Annotated in this window: 20 protein-coding genes; 16 read left to right on the plus strand and 4 right to left on the minus strand. The window is 62.5% G+C overall.

Going from position 1 to position 16,003, the window contains the following annotated elements; translation table 11 throughout:
- Positions 1–93: 93 nt before the first annotated feature.
- The gene (locus V8P86_RS01435) at positions 94–474 is read right to left on the minus strand and encodes a TRAM domain-containing protein (RefSeq protein ID WP_336325454.1); all 381 of its coding nucleotides are present in this window, start codon (positions 472–474) and stop codon (positions 94–96) included.
- Between the two features lie 47 nt (positions 475–521).
- Positions 522–1,073, minus strand: coding sequence for an RNA 2',3'-cyclic phosphodiesterase (thpR, locus tag V8P86_RS01440; RefSeq protein WP_336325455.1), 552 nt, complete (start codon positions 1,071–1,073; stop codon positions 522–524).
- 53 nt (positions 1,074–1,126) lie between these two features.
- Here thpR and V8P86_RS01445 point away from each other — a divergent pair, with 53 nt between their 5' ends.
- Both V8P86_RS01445 and V8P86_RS01450 read left to right on the plus strand, forming a co-directional pair.
- Positions 1,127–1,870, plus strand: a complete 744-nt coding sequence (locus tag V8P86_RS01445) for a tetratricopeptide repeat protein (protein WP_336325456.1) — start codon at positions 1,127–1,129, stop codon at positions 1,868–1,870.
- A gap of 3 nt (positions 1,871–1,873) precedes the next feature.
- Positions 1,874–2,173, plus strand: coding sequence for a DUF424 domain-containing protein (locus V8P86_RS01450; protein WP_336325457.1), 300 nt, complete (start codon positions 1,874–1,876; stop codon positions 2,171–2,173).
- A gap of 27 nt (positions 2,174–2,200) precedes the next feature.
- Here V8P86_RS01450 and V8P86_RS01455 read toward each other — a convergent pair whose 3' ends face one another.
- Positions 2,201–2,911 (minus strand): SDR family oxidoreductase, encoded by a 711-nt coding sequence (locus tag V8P86_RS01455; RefSeq protein ID WP_336325458.1) that lies wholly within the window; start codon positions 2,909–2,911, stop codon positions 2,201–2,203.
- Positions 2,912–3,022: 111 nt separating this feature from the next.
- Here V8P86_RS01455 and V8P86_RS01460 point away from each other — a divergent pair, with 111 nt between their 5' ends.
- Positions 3,023–3,496: a hypothetical protein gene (locus V8P86_RS01460; RefSeq protein ID WP_336325459.1), complete on the plus strand. Its 474-nt coding sequence runs from the start codon at positions 3,023–3,025 to the stop codon at positions 3,494–3,496.
- On the opposite strand, the gene aroA is transcribed toward V8P86_RS01460, so the two are convergent.
- Positions 3,497–4,783, minus strand: a complete 1,287-nt coding sequence (gene aroA, locus V8P86_RS01465) for a 3-phosphoshikimate 1-carboxyvinyltransferase (RefSeq protein ID WP_336325460.1) — start codon at positions 4,781–4,783, stop codon at positions 3,497–3,499. It lies immediately after the preceding gene.
- 89 nt (positions 4,784–4,872) lie between these two features.
- Here aroA and V8P86_RS01470 point away from each other — a divergent pair, with 89 nt between their 5' ends.
- From V8P86_RS01470 to hypF, 13 genes are all read left to right on the plus strand, one after another.
- Positions 4,873–5,379 carry a CinA family protein gene (locus V8P86_RS01470; RefSeq protein WP_336325461.1) on the plus strand — a complete coding sequence of 169 codons (507 nt, stop codon included), beginning with the start codon at positions 4,873–4,875 and terminating at the stop codon, positions 5,377–5,379.
- A 129-nt stretch (positions 5,380–5,508) separates the two neighbouring features.
- Positions 5,509–5,661 (plus strand): hypothetical protein, encoded by a 153-nt coding sequence (locus V8P86_RS01475; RefSeq protein WP_336325462.1) that lies wholly within the window; start codon positions 5,509–5,511, stop codon positions 5,659–5,661.
- A gap of 2 nt (positions 5,662–5,663) precedes the next feature.
- Positions 5,664–6,923, plus strand: coding sequence for a hydrogenase small subunit (locus V8P86_RS01480; protein ID WP_336325463.1), 1,260 nt, complete (start codon positions 5,664–5,666; stop codon positions 6,921–6,923).
- Entirely contained in the window at positions 6,923–8,485 is a 1,563-nt protein-coding gene (locus tag V8P86_RS01485) for a nickel-dependent hydrogenase large subunit (protein ID WP_336325464.1), read from the plus strand. Before V8P86_RS01480 ends, V8P86_RS01485 begins: the two co-directional genes overlap by 1 nt.
- Entirely contained in the window at positions 8,482–9,291 is an 810-nt protein-coding gene (locus V8P86_RS01490; RefSeq protein WP_336325465.1) for a cytochrome b/b6 domain-containing protein, read from the plus strand. The genes V8P86_RS01485 and V8P86_RS01490 overlap by 4 nt, the downstream gene beginning before the upstream one ends.
- Positions 9,275–9,781, plus strand: a complete 507-nt coding sequence (locus tag V8P86_RS01495) for a hydrogenase maturation protease (RefSeq protein WP_336325466.1) — start codon at positions 9,275–9,277, stop codon at positions 9,779–9,781. The genes V8P86_RS01490 and V8P86_RS01495 overlap by 17 nt, the downstream gene beginning before the upstream one ends.
- Positions 9,778–9,954 (plus strand): hypothetical protein, encoded by a 177-nt coding sequence (locus V8P86_RS01500; protein WP_336325467.1) that lies wholly within the window; start codon positions 9,778–9,780, stop codon positions 9,952–9,954. The genes V8P86_RS01495 and V8P86_RS01500 overlap by 4 nt, the downstream gene beginning before the upstream one ends.
- Positions 9,954–10,313 (plus strand): HypC/HybG/HupF family hydrogenase formation chaperone, encoded by a 360-nt coding sequence (locus V8P86_RS01505; protein WP_336325468.1) that lies wholly within the window; start codon positions 9,954–9,956, stop codon positions 10,311–10,313. The genes V8P86_RS01500 and V8P86_RS01505 overlap by 1 nt, the downstream gene beginning before the upstream one ends.
- Positions 10,306–11,472, plus strand: a complete 1,167-nt coding sequence (gene hypD, locus V8P86_RS01510; protein WP_336325469.1) for a hydrogenase formation protein HypD — start codon at positions 10,306–10,308, stop codon at positions 11,470–11,472. The genes V8P86_RS01505 and hypD overlap by 8 nt, the downstream gene beginning before the upstream one ends.
- Complete coding sequence (gene hypE / locus V8P86_RS01515) at positions 11,469–12,515, plus strand: hydrogenase expression/formation protein HypE (protein WP_336325470.1); 1,047 nt, start codon at positions 11,469–11,471, stop codon at positions 12,513–12,515. The genes hypD and hypE overlap by 4 nt, the downstream gene beginning before the upstream one ends.
- Before the next feature lie 25 nt (positions 12,516–12,540).
- Complete coding sequence (locus V8P86_RS01520; RefSeq protein ID WP_336325471.1) at positions 12,541–12,915, plus strand: hydrogenase maturation nickel metallochaperone HypA/HybF; 375 nt, start codon at positions 12,541–12,543, stop codon at positions 12,913–12,915.
- A gap of 12 nt (positions 12,916–12,927) precedes the next feature.
- Positions 12,928–13,707 carry a hydrogenase nickel incorporation protein HypB gene (gene hypB / locus V8P86_RS01525; protein ID WP_336325472.1) on the plus strand — a complete coding sequence of 260 codons (780 nt, stop codon included), beginning with the start codon at positions 12,928–12,930 and terminating at the stop codon, positions 13,705–13,707.
- 2 nt (positions 13,708–13,709) lie between these two features.
- Positions 13,710–16,001, plus strand: a complete 2,292-nt coding sequence (gene hypF, locus V8P86_RS01530; RefSeq protein ID WP_336325473.1) for a carbamoyltransferase HypF — start codon at positions 13,710–13,712, stop codon at positions 15,999–16,001.
- The last annotated feature ends 2 nt before the right edge of the window (positions 16,002–16,003 follow it).

The raw sequence follows: 16,003 nt of genomic DNA on the forward strand, positions 1-16,003 counted from the left end.
ATCGTTGTACCCCACTTGCCTTAAATTCCACGCACGCGCGAGCGCGAGAGCGCGCAATTCTCCATCCGACATTTACTGCCTCCCTAGACGTGATCAGCCGTGATAGACTGCCTCGGCAGACGTTCGGTTCGCCCCGAACGAGGTGATCTTCAGGTCGATTCGATCGCCGACTTCCGTCCCCGGCGGGCAGTCCTCGACGAAGATCACGAAGCCCTCTACCTTGCAGATTGCCTGCTCGCCGCCGGAGTGGTGACTGCGGAACTCAGTCACACCGGCGGTGACCGACTCACCGATTTCGACCGGCGGCTCACGTTCGACCGCCTCGTCGTGTGCATCCTTCGATTCCGCTCGTTCGATCTGTGTTTTTAGTTCGGATTTCTCGACAGAGCGTCCGCGCCACTTGCCGATCTTGTAGAAGATGACTCCGCCGAGGAGAAACGATCCGATCCCGACGCCCACAAGGAGATTCTGCATACCGATCCATCGCCAGTCATCGTGTTAACTCTCACGGCCCTGGGCACTCACAGCGGAAAGCGCTCGACTATCGAGTACTCTGGCCCCTCCTCGGTGAGTTCGCTTTTGATCAGACGAATCTCGTCGAACTGAATCGTCCCGACATCCGGATCTCGACTTTCGACGACATCCTGTACGAGTTCCTTCCCGCCGGCGTGATCCATCCGCGCGATGGTCGCGTGCGGCGTGAAATCGTGGTCCTCGGGGTCGAAGCCGATGTCTGTCGTCGCTGCCTCGATCGATTCGTGTAGACGAGTCAGTTGCTCACTCCCCGCCCGAACACCGACCCAGACGACGCTGATGTAATCGAGATGGGGAAAGACACCGAGGCCGCCAATTTCGGCCTGGAAGGGGGAGACGCTGGCGTTGTCGACGGCCACTTCCAGCGCCTCGGTGAGTTCGTCGAGGCGGTCGGGGTCGGTGTCGCCGAGAAACTTCAGGGTGACGTGGGCCTGTTTAGGATCAGTGGTGCGAAGTCCACTGGCATCCTCGAACAGCGATTGGACGGCCGAAACCTCGTTGGCGAGTCCGTCGAGGTCGGCACTGACGAACAGTCGCATATCGACAGTTGGGTGACGCAGGCCTTAATGCTCACCCTCGCCAAGAGTGGAGTATGACAAAAGAGCCTGAGGATCACGAGTTCTCGGAGGGGCAAGGCTTCGACGACCCTTACGAGGGATTCGATATCGATCCCCCGGAACTCACCGTCGACACAGATCAGGTCGACCCCGTTGACTCTCACTCAGTCGCTGACCTCCTCGACGACGACAATCTCGCCAGTGAGGAGGTCGACGCTGCGAAACTGATCGACGTCGGTCTGGATTACATCCGCATCAATCGCCACGAGCAGGCCACAGAGACCTTCGAGCGGGCCGCTCGCTACACCGACGATGATCTCATCGAGCAGGAGGCATGGACCAACAAAGGCGTGGCACACGCCGAACTCGAAGAGTACGACGCCGCCATCGGCGCGTACAAGGAAGTGATCAACATGGAGGAAGACTCCGAACACGCAGCGACCGCTGAGACGAATCTCGCCTACGCGCTGTGGGAGTTCGGCCGCACCGAGGAGGCGCTGGAACACGCCGAGCGCGCGGTCGAAATCGACCCCCGCTTCGGACAGGCCTGGTACAACCGCGGCTTCTTCCTGAACGAGCGTGGCCTCGCAGAGGATGCCCTGAACGCCTTCGACAACGCGATCCGACTCGGATACCGCAGCGCGGACCTACTCGAAGAGAAAGCGATCGCCCTCGAAAAGATGGGCGAGGACGAACGCGCCGAAGAGGTCGCCGAAGAAGCCGAGGCAATGCGCGCCGACAACGAGGAAGAGGTTATCGGCGAGCAGTTGACGGAGTAAGCGATGGGCGAACTACTGCTGAACGAACGCGAAACCGGGAAAGGCCGACTCGTCTCGGTCTGTGACGCCGAGTTGATCGGCGAAACCTTCGAGAATGGCGAACTTTCCCTGACTGTGAACGCCGATTTCTACGAGGGTGAGGTGGCCGACGAAGAGGCGATTGTTGGCTCTCTCGCCAAGTGTTCAGTGGCGAATATTGTGGGTACGGAAGCAGTCGAACTGGCGATCGAACACGGCTTTGTCGACGAGGAGAACGTCCTCGACATCGACGGTACCCGGCACGCACAACTGCTGATGATGTGACGCTGGGCGGTGCCCGCGGATTCCTGTTCAGGCTTCACCGTAGACTGGAACGGCCGCGCCGCTGGTGACTGAAGACGCCTCGCTACAGAGGAACAGAAACACCGCCGCGATATCTTTCGGATCGACCCACTTCGAGAAGTCGCTGTCGGACATCATGTCACGGTTCATCGGCGTATCGATGACGCTGGGCATCACGGCGTTCGCTCTGACGGTCCCCAGATTCTCCTCCGCAATAGTCTCGGTCAAGATGCGAACGCCCGCTTTCGTGGCTCGGTAGATTCCGTCACCCTCGCCACCCTCTAGCGAGGAGCGTGCAGAGACGCTGACGATGGCACCCTCGCTGTCTTGCAAGTGCGGAAGGGCGTGTTTCGAGGCCAAGAACATCGTCTTGAGGTTAACGTTGAACAGGAAGTCGAAGGTATCCTCATCGGTCTCGTGGATCGGATCGCCACCGCGCCACGTGCCCGCGATGTTGGCGAGATAATCCAACCCGCCGTGGCTGTCGACAATCTCTTCGATCGTCGATTCGACGGTCGATTCCTCGGTGAAATCGCCCTGGTAGAAGTCGATGCGGTCGGGGTCGTCCAGTTGGAAATCGTCGCTGTCTGGCTCGATCAGGTCTGCCCCACAGACTGTCGCGCCTGTTTCGAGATAGGCCTCTGCGATTGCGCTGCCGAGCGCGCCGCCGACACCCGTGACGAGCACCACATCGTCGCTGAAGTCGAAGTCGACTGACATACGAACGTATTCGGGCGCATCTCACATAGTCACTGTGGCGAGCGGTGGCCCTTGCCGGCGAACAGACACGACCGGTGGGTATAGTTGACTGTCGACGCAAAGACGGGTGTAATGGAGCGTCTCGACTGGAGAATTGGAGATCTATTCTACGCTGGATTCCTCTTTGCTGGCCTCCTGATCGCTTACGGAGCGACCGGCTACCGACTCGTCATGGCCGGATTCGTCCTCACAATCGGCCTCGTCGACTGGGTTGAGTCCCGCCAGCGCGAAGCCTCGCAGACGCTCCCTCTGCTCGCGATCACTGCCATCGTCCACGCCGTGTTACTTGCTTGCCTCGCGCTCCCGGAGAGCCGGATGGCAGCGTATTTCGGTGGTCTCAGCGCGGTGTTTTTCCTACAAGCGATCAGGGATGTTCTGGTCTATGAACCGAATCCAATCGCCCTCTTCAGACACGGCTACCCGAGTCTCGTGGGGATGAGCATCGTCTGCAGTGCATTAGCCGACGGCCTCGTCCAGTTCCGCCGGACGCTGATCGTGCTCCTCGGCGTCGCCTTTCTGTTCAGGAAACTCTACGTCCGATGGTAGCTACCGCGACACGCTCGCACCGATGCCCTCGATTGTCTCGAAGAAGTTCGGGAAGGACACGTCGACGTGTTCCGCGCCGGTGATCGTCGTCGATCCTTCTGCGACCAGCCCAGCGATTGCCAGCGACATGATGATCCGGTGGTCTGCTCGGCCGTCAACCGTCGCGCCAATTAGTGACGATTCCGATCCCACGATGGAGAGTGTCTCCTGCTCTTCCTCGATGGTTGCACCCATCTTCTCCAGCGCCTCGGCCATCGCGCTCACCCGGTCGGTCTCCTTGTACCGGACGTGCTCGCAGTCCGTGATCCGAGTCGTTCCGTCGGCGACGGCCCCAAGGACTGCAATTGTCGGCAGTAGATCCGGTGTGTCCGCGACGCTGACCTCGACGCCAGTGAGCGAGCTTTCGGTCACCGTCAATTTGCCGGCCTCCTCGTCCCAGGAAACGTCGCCACCCATCTCTCGAATTATGTCGACGATAGCCTGATCACCCTGTGCGCTCGGGTACGCGCCGCCGATGGTCAGTTCGCCTTCGCCGGCGAGGACGCCGGCGGCGAGTAGATATGAGATCGAAGAGAAGTCTCCGGGCACAGTGTAGCCGTCGCCGGCGTCGTACTCCTGATAACCGCTGACCGAGAAGCCGTTTTTCGTCTTGCGAGCAGAGACGCCGAACGCCTCCATCACTTCGAGCGTAATGTCGACGTACGGCGCGGATTTGAGTTCGGTCTGCAGCGAGAGATCGATCCCCGCGTCGGTGACCGCACCGGCCATCAAAAGCGCCGTGATGAATTGCGAGGAGACATCGCCCGGAATTGCCGCGCTGCCACCGGTAATCGGCCCGCCGACCACCAGCGGCGCCTGCCCGTTCGAGCGTGTGCTCTCCGCGTGTCCACCGAGTTGGTCGATGGCCCGGAGCAGCGGTCCCTGCGGCCGCGAGCGTAGCGACTCGTCGCCAGTCAAGACAGTCAACCCGTCGGCGAGACTCGCTGCGGCCGTGGTGAGTCGAATCGTCGTCCCGCTGTTGGCGCAGTCGATCACGTCCGCCGGCGTCTCGGGGTCGCCGTCGAAGCCGTCGATTTCGAGGCGGTTTTCAGCCTCGTCGTGCTCGACGCTGCCGCCGAAGGCCTCGACAGCGCGCATGGTCGCGCGGGTATCGGCGCTGATCAGCGGATCGGCGACAGTCGCTCCGTCGGCGTATCCGGCGGCGAGAATCGCCCGATGCGTGTAACTCTTCGACGGCGGGGCCTGTGCCCGGCCCGCAACCGTCGATTGTGACATTGTCACGTCCATGCCTGTCGACTGGTCGGGAGGGACCTTGAGACTGCCGGACCGAATCGGAGACCGTCGGTTTCATTTCGGTGTCTCCCAAATAATCGATTATGACAGATGATGACGATCACGAACTCGCCCGAGAAGCGGGTTCGGCGCTGACCGAAGACGACGCGATGGTCGCGGTGGCCGAATCGAGTACCGGTGGACTCGTCGGATCGAAATTCACCAACGTCCCCGGCGCGAGCGCTTTCTTCGAGCGATCGATTGTGACTTACTCTAATGATGCGAAACTGGACCTGCTGAACGTCGATCTACATACGCTCGAAAAAACCGGCGCAGTCTCCGCTGAAATCGCCCGACAGATGGCGAGCGGCGTCCGTGAAAACGCAGGGACGAAGTGGGGTGTCTCGACGACGGGCATCGCCGGTCCGAGCGGCGGGACCCCTGAGAAGCCGGTCGGGACTGTCTTCATCGGAACGGCCTGTCTGGAAGATGGCGAGGAGACCGTCTCGGCAACGCGCTACGAGTTCGAGGGCGACCGAATCGAAAATAAAAACCAGTTCGCTCGACAGGCGCTAACCGATCTCATCGAGGCGATCACGTCGAGACGCTGAGTCTGTGTCACACGATAGCGGGCGAAATTAACTCCCACGCTGACGTTGGGCTATCGTACTTTGCGTGTCTTTTTAAGCACTTCATATATCGGCCAGAGTCACATGGAGATTGCGCTAAGAAGAGCAAGTATGTTAGACGCAACGCTGCACACCGGTATCGAACACCCGAACTTACTCTGGATCGGACTGTCCAGTCTCCTGTCGTTCGGGGCGGGGGTCGCTGTAGAACGGTATCGTGACGATTCAACATACAGCACGGAACCGACTGTCGATACTGAGTAACTATGACGACCACTGACACGGGGGGGGAGACGACGAGTGGTGTATCGGCAACGAGACGAAACTTCCTCAAACTGGTCGGGGCTGCCAGTGCGGGCTCTGTGATCACGGAGTACAGTACGGAGGTCGCCAGAGCGCTCGAGCAGGCCAGCAACGGCGAGAAAGAAGTCGTCTGGATACAGGGACAGACCTGCTCGGCCTGTACTATGTCGACGCTGCAGGGAACGTCGCCAAGCCTGGAAGAGGCGATTTCACAGTTCAAACTTGATGTCACCTTCCACCCGGAACTGATGGCCGAGTCAGGCGAGGCGGCCACCGACGCGATGAGCAAATCGCCGGATATCCTCATGATCGAGGGGGCGATTCCGACGCAGATTCCCTCGGCCGCGACGTTCGGACGGACTGACGACGGTCGACCCAAGCCAGTCGTCGACTGGCTGCTGGAACTGGCTCCAGAAGCTGACTACGTCGTGGGCATTGGCACCTGCGCCTGCTACGGCGGGTGGCAGTCCGCGGAGAACGGCGCGCCGGCCGTCGAGGACTTCGACGAACAGGGGCCGTGGATGGACGCGAACGTCACCGGCGCGAAAGGGCTGCAGTACACCCACCGGAAGGGAGACGCGGGCGTGCTGGGGCCGGAGTTTACCGCCAACTCCGGACTCCCGGTCATCAACGTCCCCGGCTGTATGACTCATCCCGACTACGTCCTGCTGACGGTGGCGACACTGCTCAACGGCCACGAGCCGGATCTCGACGAGTTCAACCGACCGAAAGCGTTCTACGGACCACTTGTTCACGACCAGTGCTCTCGGCGTGGCTACTTCGACCGCGGCGAGTTCGTCGACCACGTCGGCGACGGATCCGGAAAGTGTCTCTACAACGTCGGCTGCAAGGGGCCGTACTGCCACTGTGACGACTCGGTTCGGCTGTGGAACGACGGGACCAGCGTCTGTCGGAACGTCGGCGCGCCCTGTATCGGCTGTATGGAGCCGGGCTTTTGGGATCGGATGACGCCCTTCTACGAGCCAGTCGAATCGCAAGGGCTCGTCCTCGGCGATCTCAGTCTCGCCGGAAAATTGGCTGTCGGGGCCACGGCAGCGGGCCTGACAGCCCACGCGATTCGGAAAGCGATGGGCTACGGCGACGCGGATGAACCGGAGCAAGCGGTCGACCAGAGCGAACAGTCCGGGGAGAGCGAATCGGACGAAACTGCACAGAACGTCCAGGCCGACGGCAGCGGCGAACCATCTGAGGGTGAAAACTGATGCCAGAGATCGAAATCGATCCGACGACACGTATCGAGGGCCACCACAGCACGACGCTACAGGTCGAAGACGGCGTCGTGACGGAGGCCAAAAGTCACATGGATATGTTCCGCGGCATGGAGATGGTCGTGCTGAACCGACCGCCCTCGGACGCGCCGGTGTTTACCCAGCGAGTCTGTGGTGTCTGTTTCACCGTCCACCGCATGAGTTCGCTGCTAGCCATCGAGAACGCCGCGAAGAAGGCAGGCGTCTTCGACGGCGTTCCCGACACCGCCCGGCAGATGCGCAATCTGCTCGAAAAGATCGCGACGCTGTGGAACCACGCGGTCCACATGTTCGCGCTGGTGGGGCCGGACTACAGCGACGCCGTCGCGGACACGGGGCTGGAACGACTCGATCCCATGGAGGGTGAAGGATACAAACGGGCCCTCGAAGCCCAGCGAGAACTGCTCCAGGGCTTCGCGGAGTTTGGCGGGAAGGCTCCGCACCCACTCACGTACGCGCCCGGAGGGATGTCCGCGACGCCGACCGCGGGGAAACTCCAGAACATCCGCGATCAGGTCGAGTTCGTCAGTGAGTGGCTCGGCCCGACCGAGGCGATTCCCGAAGTGATCGAGAACGTCCGCAACGACGAGTTCGATTCGACCATCGGCGAAGGACTCCACGACATCGTCGGCTTGCTGTTTGCCGCCAAGGAGGCCGGCGCGGACGACTTCGGCGTCGGTCCCGGCCGGTACTACTGCAACGGTGTCTATCCCGACGGCGACGGCGGCCGCGAAGTCCCGCCGGGCATTTACGTCGACGGCGAACTCTCACACCCAGACAAAGAGGAGATCACCTCGGCGATCACCGAAAGTACCGCACGGTCGTGGTACACAGACGACTCCGGCGGTCACCCGATGGACGAGTCCCCGCCGAAACCCGACCCCGAGAAGGAGGGAGCGTACTCCTGGGGGAAGGCACCGCGGTACGACGGCATGAACATGGAAACCGGCTCGCTCGCCCGGTTGATCGTCACCGACCAGGATCCGTTCGACCTGCGGGCGACGCTGGGCGGCGATCCCACCAAAAGCAGCACGCTCAACCGGCTGATCGCCCGCGCCCAGGAGGCGGTGCTCCTGCGCGATCAGATCGTCGACCTCCTGGGTGAGATCGAACCCGACTCGACGGTCAATCACGGCTGGACGGACGATTTCAGCGGCGAGGGCGTCGGTCTCTGGGAGGCCTCCCGCGGCGCACTCTCACACTGGGTCAAGATCGAAGACGGGACGATCACGAACTACCAGATCATCACGCCGACGCTGTGGAATCTCGGCCCGCGTGACGAGAACGGAACGCCCAGCATCTTCGAAGGGTCTGTGGAGGGCATGGCCGTCGAAGATTACGAGAATCCAATCAACGTCATGCGGACGGTCCGCTCGTTCGATCCGTGTCTGGCCTGCTCGGTCCACGTCGAGAGTCCCGACGGGACGTACTCAGAGAAGGTCACGCCAGCCTCGCCGGGCGCTGTCGCGGCCAAATCCGAGAAACCCTTCGCCGGACAGGAGGTGGACGAACCGTGAGCACCGACTCAGACACCGATATCCGAGAGCGCCTGCGGGAGTTCGTTTCGGCGATCCGGGCACCCTCTGAAGAGGTCGACGACAAGTACGAGCGGGTTCGAGAGATCGACGAGCGCGAAACTGTCGAGCGCCACAGCCTCGGTGCTCGGCTCTCTCACTGGACACAGGCGACCTTGATGTTCGTGCTGATTGGGACGGGCTATGCCATCTGGACCGGGAGCTACGGCCCGCTGAACATCGCCCCCTGGGACGGCTACTACCTCGCCTTCGGCATGCACATGTGGGCCGGGACGCTGCTCATGGCCGTCCTGTTCGTCCTCTTCCCACTGTATCATGTCGTCGCTGACGGCCACCGTCAACTGGCCGAGCCAGACGATATCCGCGTCACCGTCCGGGTAGCACAGGCGTTCGTCGGTCTGAAGTCCTACATTCCGGGCTATCATCGCGCCCGGGAGACCTACGACGAAGAGGACGGTGACTGGCTGGCCTATCACCCGATGCAGAAGACGTTCTTCTGGTGGGTGTCGATCTTTTTCGGCGTGCTCGCGGTGACTGGCTTTAGCATGTACGCCGAGATGAGTTCCGATCCGGAGTGGTGGGCCGAGCTGATCGGCTTTCTCACGCCCTGGCTCGCCTTCGAGACGCTGCTGCAGATCCACCTGCTGGTGGCGTTTCTGGTCGTCGCCATGGTGATGGGCCACGTCTACTTCGCGATCCTCCCGAGCAATCACGCCGCGCTCAAGTCGATGGTCTTCGGGAAAATGGACGCCTACGTGCTTCAGGAGGACGATGACGACGACGAGTGACGCCCCGGAACCGACCGCCGAGGACGACAGTCATACACAGGCAGTCGTCGGTGTCGGGAGCCGGGTGATGGGCGACGACGGCGTCGGCTTTCACGCTGTCGAGTCGCTGCGAGAGCGGTCAGTCCCCGAGGAGACGACACTCACCCACGCCGGCACGACGGCCTTTCTCGCGCTGGAAGCGATGAGTGGTGCCGACCGGGCAATCGTCGTCGACGCGCTCGGAATCGACGAGCCGCCGGGGACGATCCGTGAGTACAGACTCGACCGCCCGTCCGTGGACGCGCCGGAGGTGACGATGCACGATTACAGTTTCACCGACGCGCTCGCGGTCGGCGATGCGGCCTACAACGTCCCCGAGCGGATCCGGCTGATCGGCATCGTTCCCGAGCAACTGGACCCCTCTCTGGAACTCTCGGAGCCAGTCGAAGCGGCGCTTCCAGATCTGGTATCGCGCATCGAACAACGACTTGCGGACTATCACGACCAATGAACGGACACTGGTACTGCACTAACTGCGGCGAGCGAATCGAACAGAGCGAGATCGACGAGCACGAATCGGACGGCCACCACGTCAAGGGTCGATTCCGTCCCGACCGACTGCTGGCGGGCGATCCAGAGATGATTGGGGCGCAGATCGACGACGGTGACGGAGGTGGCGTCTGATGTGTCTCGGTGTCCCTGGTGAGATTCAGGAGATCGACGGTCACGAGGCGATTGCGGATTTCTGGGGTGTCGAGCGCCGAGTCAGGCTCGATATCGTCGGCGACACAGTCGAGGAGGGTGATTACATCCTCAACCACGTCGGCTACGCCATCCGGAAGATTCCCGAGAACGAGGTCGAGGAGACGATGGAGTTGTTCGAGACGATGCTCGACGCCGATCCCGAGGATATGCTGACGGACGACGTGATGGACGAACTGGAGGCCAACAGCGGTGCGCCGGCCGACAGGCGAGGAACAGAAGCCGAAGAAGAGGAAGAAGAAGACGACGATCTACTCGACGAACTTGGTATCGATGTCTGAAAACGACCCATCCCTCGGCGGCCCGACTGGATCGATCCCCGGCGGCGCGGGCGAAGACGAACTACAGTTTCGCGACCCGGAGAAAGCGGAGGCGCTGGCCGACAAGATCGCCGAAATCGGCGAGGAGATCGACGAGACGCCGGTGAAGGTGATGCACGTCTGCGGGAGCCACGAGCAGTCCATCGCGAAGTTCGGCTTGCGAAGTCTGCTCCCCGACACTGTTCGGCTGGTCATGGGTCCGGGCTGTCCCGTCTGTGTGACGAACATGCCCGAGGTCGACGAGGCGGTGGCGCTGGCCGAAGACGGCGTCACCGTTGCCACCTACGGCGACATGCTGAAAGTCTCGGGCACGTCGAAATCGCTGGACGACGCTCGCTCCGAGGGGGCCGACGTTCGGGTCGTCTACGGCGCACAGGACGCGGTCGAACTCGCCGAAGATGTCGACAACGAAGTCGTCTTCTTCGCGACCGGCTTCGAAACGACAGCCGCACCGACGGCGGCAGTCATCAAATCCGACCCGCCGGAGAACTTCTCGGTGCTGTCGGCACACAAGTACATCCCGCCGGCGATGGAGATCGTCGCCGAGATGCCGGATACGGAGATCGACGGCTACCTCGCCGCCGGCAACGCAGCGATCATCACCGGCCACGGGATCTTCGAGGGCGTTGTCGACCGCCACGGCCTGCCGATCGTCGTCGGCGGCTTCGAGCCCCTGGACATTCTGGCTGGACTGGTCAAACTCCTCGAACACATCCGCGATGGTGAGGAGACGGTCGAAAACGCGTATCCGCGCTGTGTCACACGCGAGGGCAACCGCGTCGCCAAAGAACAGCTCTGGGACGTTTTCGAGGCCGTCGACGGCGAGTGGCGCGGCATCGCGCACATCCCCGACGCCAACCTGCAACTCCGTTCGGAGTACGCCGAGTACGACGCCCGCGAACGCTTCGCGATCGACACGTCGGATCTGCGCGGGGACTCCGGTTCACAGCACTCTGAAGAGTGCATCTGCGGAGATATCATGGCCGGGACCGCAGACCCCGTCGACTGTCCGCTGTTCGGAGAGGAGTGTACGCCCGCCAATCCGATCGGTGCCTGCATGGTCAGCAGCGAAGGAACCTGCAAGATCTGGCACGAATATGGAGGCCGCCCCGATCTATGAGCGAACACGTCTCCGAGTCTGAAGAAGACGAACGAATCACGATCACCCACGGAGCAGGCGGGCAAGCGACCCGAGATCTGGTCTCCGAGACGCTCACCGAGGGGTTCGGAGAGGCCGCCGAGGCGCTCGTCGGCCTGCACGACTGGGACGACGGAGCCGTCCTGCCGGTCGGCGACGAGAATCTCGTCGTGACGACGGATACTCACGTCGTCCAGCCACCCTTCTTCCCGGGCGGGGACATCGGCCGCCTCGCAATTTCGGGGACGGTCAATGACCTCGCGGTGATGGGCGCGACAGAGGTCAAAGGACTCACCAGCGCTGTCGTCATCGAAGCGAACTATCCCCGAGAGAATCTCGAACGGATCGCCGAGTCGATGGCCGAGACCTGCCGAGAGGCGTCGGCTCTAGTTGTCTCGGGCGACACGAAGGTGATGGGAAACGGCGAACTTGACGGCGTGACGATCAACACCGCCGGCGTGGGTATCGCCGAGCACGTCACACCGGATTCCGGCCTCGCTCCGAACGATGTCGTCCTCGTCACCGGAGCGATCGGCGAGCATGGAATCTCGCTGTTGGCCGAGCGTGAGGGTATCGACTTCGAGGCCGAACTGGAGTCCGACGTACAGCCGCTGAACGACCTGCTGGCGAGCGCGCTCGATGCCGCCAGCGAGTCGGTGACGGCGATGAAAGACCCGACACGCACGGGACTCGCTGGCTCGCTCAACGAGATGGCTCGAAAGAGCGATGTCGGCATCGAGATCACCGACGAGCGCGTCCCGGTGACCGAGGACGTGACCGGGGCCGGCGAACTGCTCGGTCTCGATCCCTACCAGATCGCGAACGAAGGGGTGGCGATTCTCGGCGTCGAACCGACCGCTGCGGAGAGCGTGCTCAAAACCCTTCGGGATCATCCGAAGGGAGCGAACGCCGCAGCCATCGGGAAGGCTATCGACGACCACCGTGGACGGGTCGTCCTCGACACCGGAATCGGAAATCGCTACCTGCGCGAACCGAGTAAAGAGGCAGTCCCACGGATCTGCTGACGATGGGCCGATCAGCAAGGTAACTATGCACGAACTTTCGATTGCTCAGTCGTTGGTCGATCAGGCCGTCGACGCAGCAGCGGAACACGGGGCGGAGCGGATCGACCGTCTCGAACTGGCCGTCGGCGAGGCGACCCATCTCAATCCCGACCAGCTAACGTTCTGTATCGAGACTGTCGCGGCAGAGACGCCCGCCGCAGACGCAGAGATTGTCGTCGACTCGATCCCGCCGGAGGGTGCCTGTGAGTGTGGCTGGACGGGCGAACCCGAGACGCTTCCTGATCTCCCGATGGCGGCACCGGATCTCCGCTGCCCGGACTGCGAGAACCGGGTCGAACTCACTGCCGGAACCGAGTGTCGACTCGCACGGATCTCCGTTCCCAATTCGACCGAACCGTGACCAACACTAACTATGTACCAGACACACCGATTCGACCGATCACTGGATCGACTTCTGACCGACCTGCTCGGGCCGCTCTCGGCCCATCGTTTTGGCCACGATCACGGCCACGACGACGGTGAGCGAACTGACGAGGACGACGTACTCGCCAGACTTCGCGAGCAAGCCGAAGAGGTACACGAGACAGTCGTCCACGACCACGGTATCTCCTGTATCGAGTTCCTCGGGAGCACCGGCAGCGGCAAGACGACAATCGTCGAACGTCTCGCCGAGCGCGCGCCGCCGGAGGAGATCGTCGGTGCGATCGTCGGTGACGTGGCCGGCGATGACGATGCCCGCCGACTCGAAGCCCTCGGTGTCGAAGTGGCCAACGTCAACACCGGGAAGGAGTGTCATCTCGATGGCTCGCTCGTCGCCGATGCAGTCACGGAGTTCGACCTCGATGCACTCGACCGACTCTACGTTGAAAACGTCGGCAACATGGTCTGTCCGGCAGATTTCCCGCTCGGTGCGCAAGCGCGTGTCCTCGTCGTGAGTACCACCGAAGGCGACGACGTGGTCCGAAAACACCCGCTGCTCTTTCAGGCCTGTGACGCCGCCGTCGTGAACAAAGCCGACATCGCCGAAGCGGTCGGGGCCGACATCGAGCGGATGCGTTCTGATATCGAAGAGATTGCCCCCGGAATGGAGGTCTTCGAGACCAATGCACGCGATGGCGACGGAATCGATGAACTCGCGGCCTATCTCGGAGAGTCAGCCCACAGCCACACCGGTCACCGCTATATCCACTGACGATGGGTGAGCGCGTCCGCGCGTCGGTCCGGATCGATGGCGTCGTGCAAGGTGTCGGCTTCCGACCGTTCGTCTATCGGACGGCCATCTCGGCCGGTGTCGGCGGCTACGTCCGTAACGACAGCGGCGCCGTCGACGCTGCCTTCGAAGGTAACCGAGAGTCAGTCGAGACCGTTCTCTCCACACTCGACTCGGAAAATCCGCCGCTCTCAGCAGTCGATGCTGTCGACGTGAGGTGGATCGACACGACTGGAACGAAGGAGTTCGAAATCCGCGAGTCCCAATCTGACGACGCCGAGGCCAGCAGGATTCCGGTACCGCCCGACACCGGCATCTGCGAGCAGTGTCTCGACGACCTCCGAGATCCGGATTCCCGATACCACGGCTACTGGGCGACCAGTTGTGTCGATTGTGGCCCGCGATACACCGTCGTCCGAGACGTGCCCTACGACCGAAAACGAACCTCGATGGACGAATTTCCCATGTGTGAAGACTGTCGGGAGAGCTACGAAACGCCTGCTGATCGACGATATCACGCACAGACCGTCGCGTGTCCGGCCTGTGGCCCCGAACTGCGATACGAAGTCGACGGCGACGTACTCGACGGTGATCCGCTCGACAGGGCGACGAAGGCGCTCACTGATGAGAAAATTGTTGCCGTCAAAGGAACCGGAGGCACGCATCTCGTCTGTGACGCCACTGATCCGAATACAGTCGACCGGCTCCGGGATCGAACCGGCCGGCCGAGTAAACCCTTCGCGCTCATGGCACCCTCAGTCTCTGCCGTCGAGTCATTTGCGACCGTGGGACCGACCGAGCGAGAGGTGTTGAGGGACCTTCGGCGACCGATTACGGTGCTCGAAACAGCGACCGACGCGTCGTGGCTGGATGCCGTCGCACCGGGGCTGCACACCGTTGGTGTCATGCTGCCGTACTCCGGCCTGCATCATCTGCTGTTCGACGGGATCGACGGACCGCTCGTGATGACGAGCGCGAACCGACCCGGCGAGCCGATGGTCACGACGGCGGCGGGCGTCTGGAATCGCCTGGACGAAGTCGTCCACGGCGCACTGGTGCACGACCGAGCAATCGTCACACGGTGTGACGATAGTGTCGTCCGGGTCGTCGACGGCGAGGATCGATTCATCCGTCGCTCTCGTGGCTGGACACCCCGAGAACTCCCCAATCCTGCTGGGACAGACGAATCACCGTCTGTGCTCGCGCTCGGGCCCGGCCGGGACGTGACGGTTGCCGTCGCCGACGGGACGACGGTCGTTCTCTCGCAACACGTCGGCGAGGTCGACGGGCCGGACGGAGTGGCCTTTCACCGCGAAGTCGTCGATCATCTGACCGATCTTTCCGGCATCGAGCCAGACCTCGTCGCCTGCGACCGCCACCCGGAGTTCCTGACGAGCGAAGAAGCCGACCGCCGCACAGCAGAACTCGACGGCCCCGTCCGTGTCGGCCATCACCACGCCCACGCCGCGGCGTTGTGCGCTGAACACGAGATCGAACGCGCACTCGTTATCACCGCTGACGGGACGGGCTACGGCCCGGATGGAACCATCTGGGGCGGAGAGATACTCGACACTCGCTACCACGAGGCCGACCGCGTCGGCGGGATCGCCGCGTTTTCCCTGCCCGGGGGTGACGAAGCCGTTCGGTATCCCGCTCGAACTCTGACGAGTCTGCTCAACGATCCAGACCTCGTCGACGAACGACTGATCGAGACGGGAGCGGTGGAGAACGCTGACCAAGCGAGAATCGTCCGCCAACAGGCCGGATCGGGGACCAACGCGCCCGAGACGACCAGCGCCGGCCGGTATCTCGATGCGGTCAGCGCACTGCTCGACATCTGCGGTCGGCGGCAGTATCAGGGTGAACCCGCACTCAGGCTGGAGGCTCGCGCGAGCGAGGGGACGGCGCGGGATATTGAACTCCCGACGAGAACTGCCTCGGGACGGTTCGTGCTGGATACTCCGGCGCTCGTCTCTCGGCTCGCGGCAATGGCCGAGGAGATGCCGGCAGCCGATGTAGCCGCAACCGCGCAAGAAGCCCTCGCTCGCGGCCTCGGACACATTGCAATCGAGTGCGCCCGTGACCGGAACGTCGAAGTGATTGGATTCACCGGTGGCGTCGCGTACAACGATGCGATTCACTCGACAATCCGAGAGACAGTGCAAGACGCCGGGCTGTCGTTCGTCGGTCCGGACCGCGTCCCGCCCGGCGATGGAGGAATCGCGTACGGCCAGGCGGTCGTCGCGACTGCACGACAACGGTCGAGAGACCTGTGATG

Source organism: Halovenus anhuiensis (genome assembly GCF_037080055.1).
Lineage (GTDB): Archaea > Halobacteriota > Halobacteria > Halobacteriales > Haloarculaceae > Halovenus.

Coding starts and splice junctions, on each gene's coding strand:
- V8P86_RS01460 (WP_336325459.1), top strand. CDS start 3,023: ATGGAGCGTCTCGACTGGAGAATTGGAGATCTATTCTACGCTGGATTC.
- V8P86_RS01480 (WP_336325463.1), top strand. CDS start 5,664: ATGACGACCACTGACACGGGGGGGGAGACGACGAGTGGTGTATCGGCA.
- hypE (WP_336325470.1), top strand. CDS start 11,469: ATGAGCGAACACGTCTCCGAGTCTGAAGAAGACGAACGAATCACGATC.
- V8P86_RS01435 (WP_336325454.1), bottom strand. CDS start 474: ATGCAGAATCTCCTTGTGGGCGTCGGGATCGGATCGTTTCTCCTCGGC.
- hypB (WP_336325472.1), top strand. CDS start 12,928: ATGTACCAGACACACCGATTCGACCGATCACTGGATCGACTTCTGACC.
- V8P86_RS01455 (WP_336325458.1), bottom strand. CDS start 2,911: ATGTCAGTCGACTTCGACTTCAGCGACGATGTGGTGCTCGTCACGGGT.
- V8P86_RS01485 (WP_336325464.1), top strand. CDS start 6,923: ATGCCAGAGATCGAAATCGATCCGACGACACGTATCGAGGGCCACCAC.
- V8P86_RS01450 (WP_336325457.1), top strand. CDS start 1,874: ATGGGCGAACTACTGCTGAACGAACGCGAAACCGGGAAAGGCCGACTC.
- V8P86_RS01495 (WP_336325466.1), top strand. CDS start 9,275: ATGACGACGACGAGTGACGCCCCGGAACCGACCGCCGAGGACGACAGT.
- V8P86_RS01445 (WP_336325456.1), top strand. CDS start 1,127: ATGACAAAAGAGCCTGAGGATCACGAGTTCTCGGAGGGGCAAGGCTTC.
- aroA (WP_336325460.1), bottom strand. CDS start 4,783: ATGGACGTGACAATGTCACAATCGACGGTTGCGGGCCGGGCACAGGCC.
- V8P86_RS01520 (WP_336325471.1), top strand. CDS start 12,541: ATGCACGAACTTTCGATTGCTCAGTCGTTGGTCGATCAGGCCGTCGAC.
- thpR (WP_336325455.1), bottom strand. CDS start 1,073: ATGCGACTGTTCGTCAGTGCCGACCTCGACGGACTCGCCAACGAGGTT.
- V8P86_RS01475 (WP_336325462.1), top strand. CDS start 5,509: ATGTTAGACGCAACGCTGCACACCGGTATCGAACACCCGAACTTACTC.
- V8P86_RS01470 (WP_336325461.1), top strand. CDS start 4,873: ATGACAGATGATGACGATCACGAACTCGCCCGAGAAGCGGGTTCGGCG.
- hypD (WP_336325469.1), top strand. CDS start 10,306: ATGTCTGAAAACGACCCATCCCTCGGCGGCCCGACTGGATCGATCCCC.
- V8P86_RS01505 (WP_336325468.1), top strand. CDS start 9,954: ATGTGTCTCGGTGTCCCTGGTGAGATTCAGGAGATCGACGGTCACGAG.
- hypF (WP_336325473.1), top strand. CDS start 13,710: ATGGGTGAGCGCGTCCGCGCGTCGGTCCGGATCGATGGCGTCGTGCAA.
- V8P86_RS01500 (WP_336325467.1), top strand. CDS start 9,778: ATGAACGGACACTGGTACTGCACTAACTGCGGCGAGCGAATCGAACAG.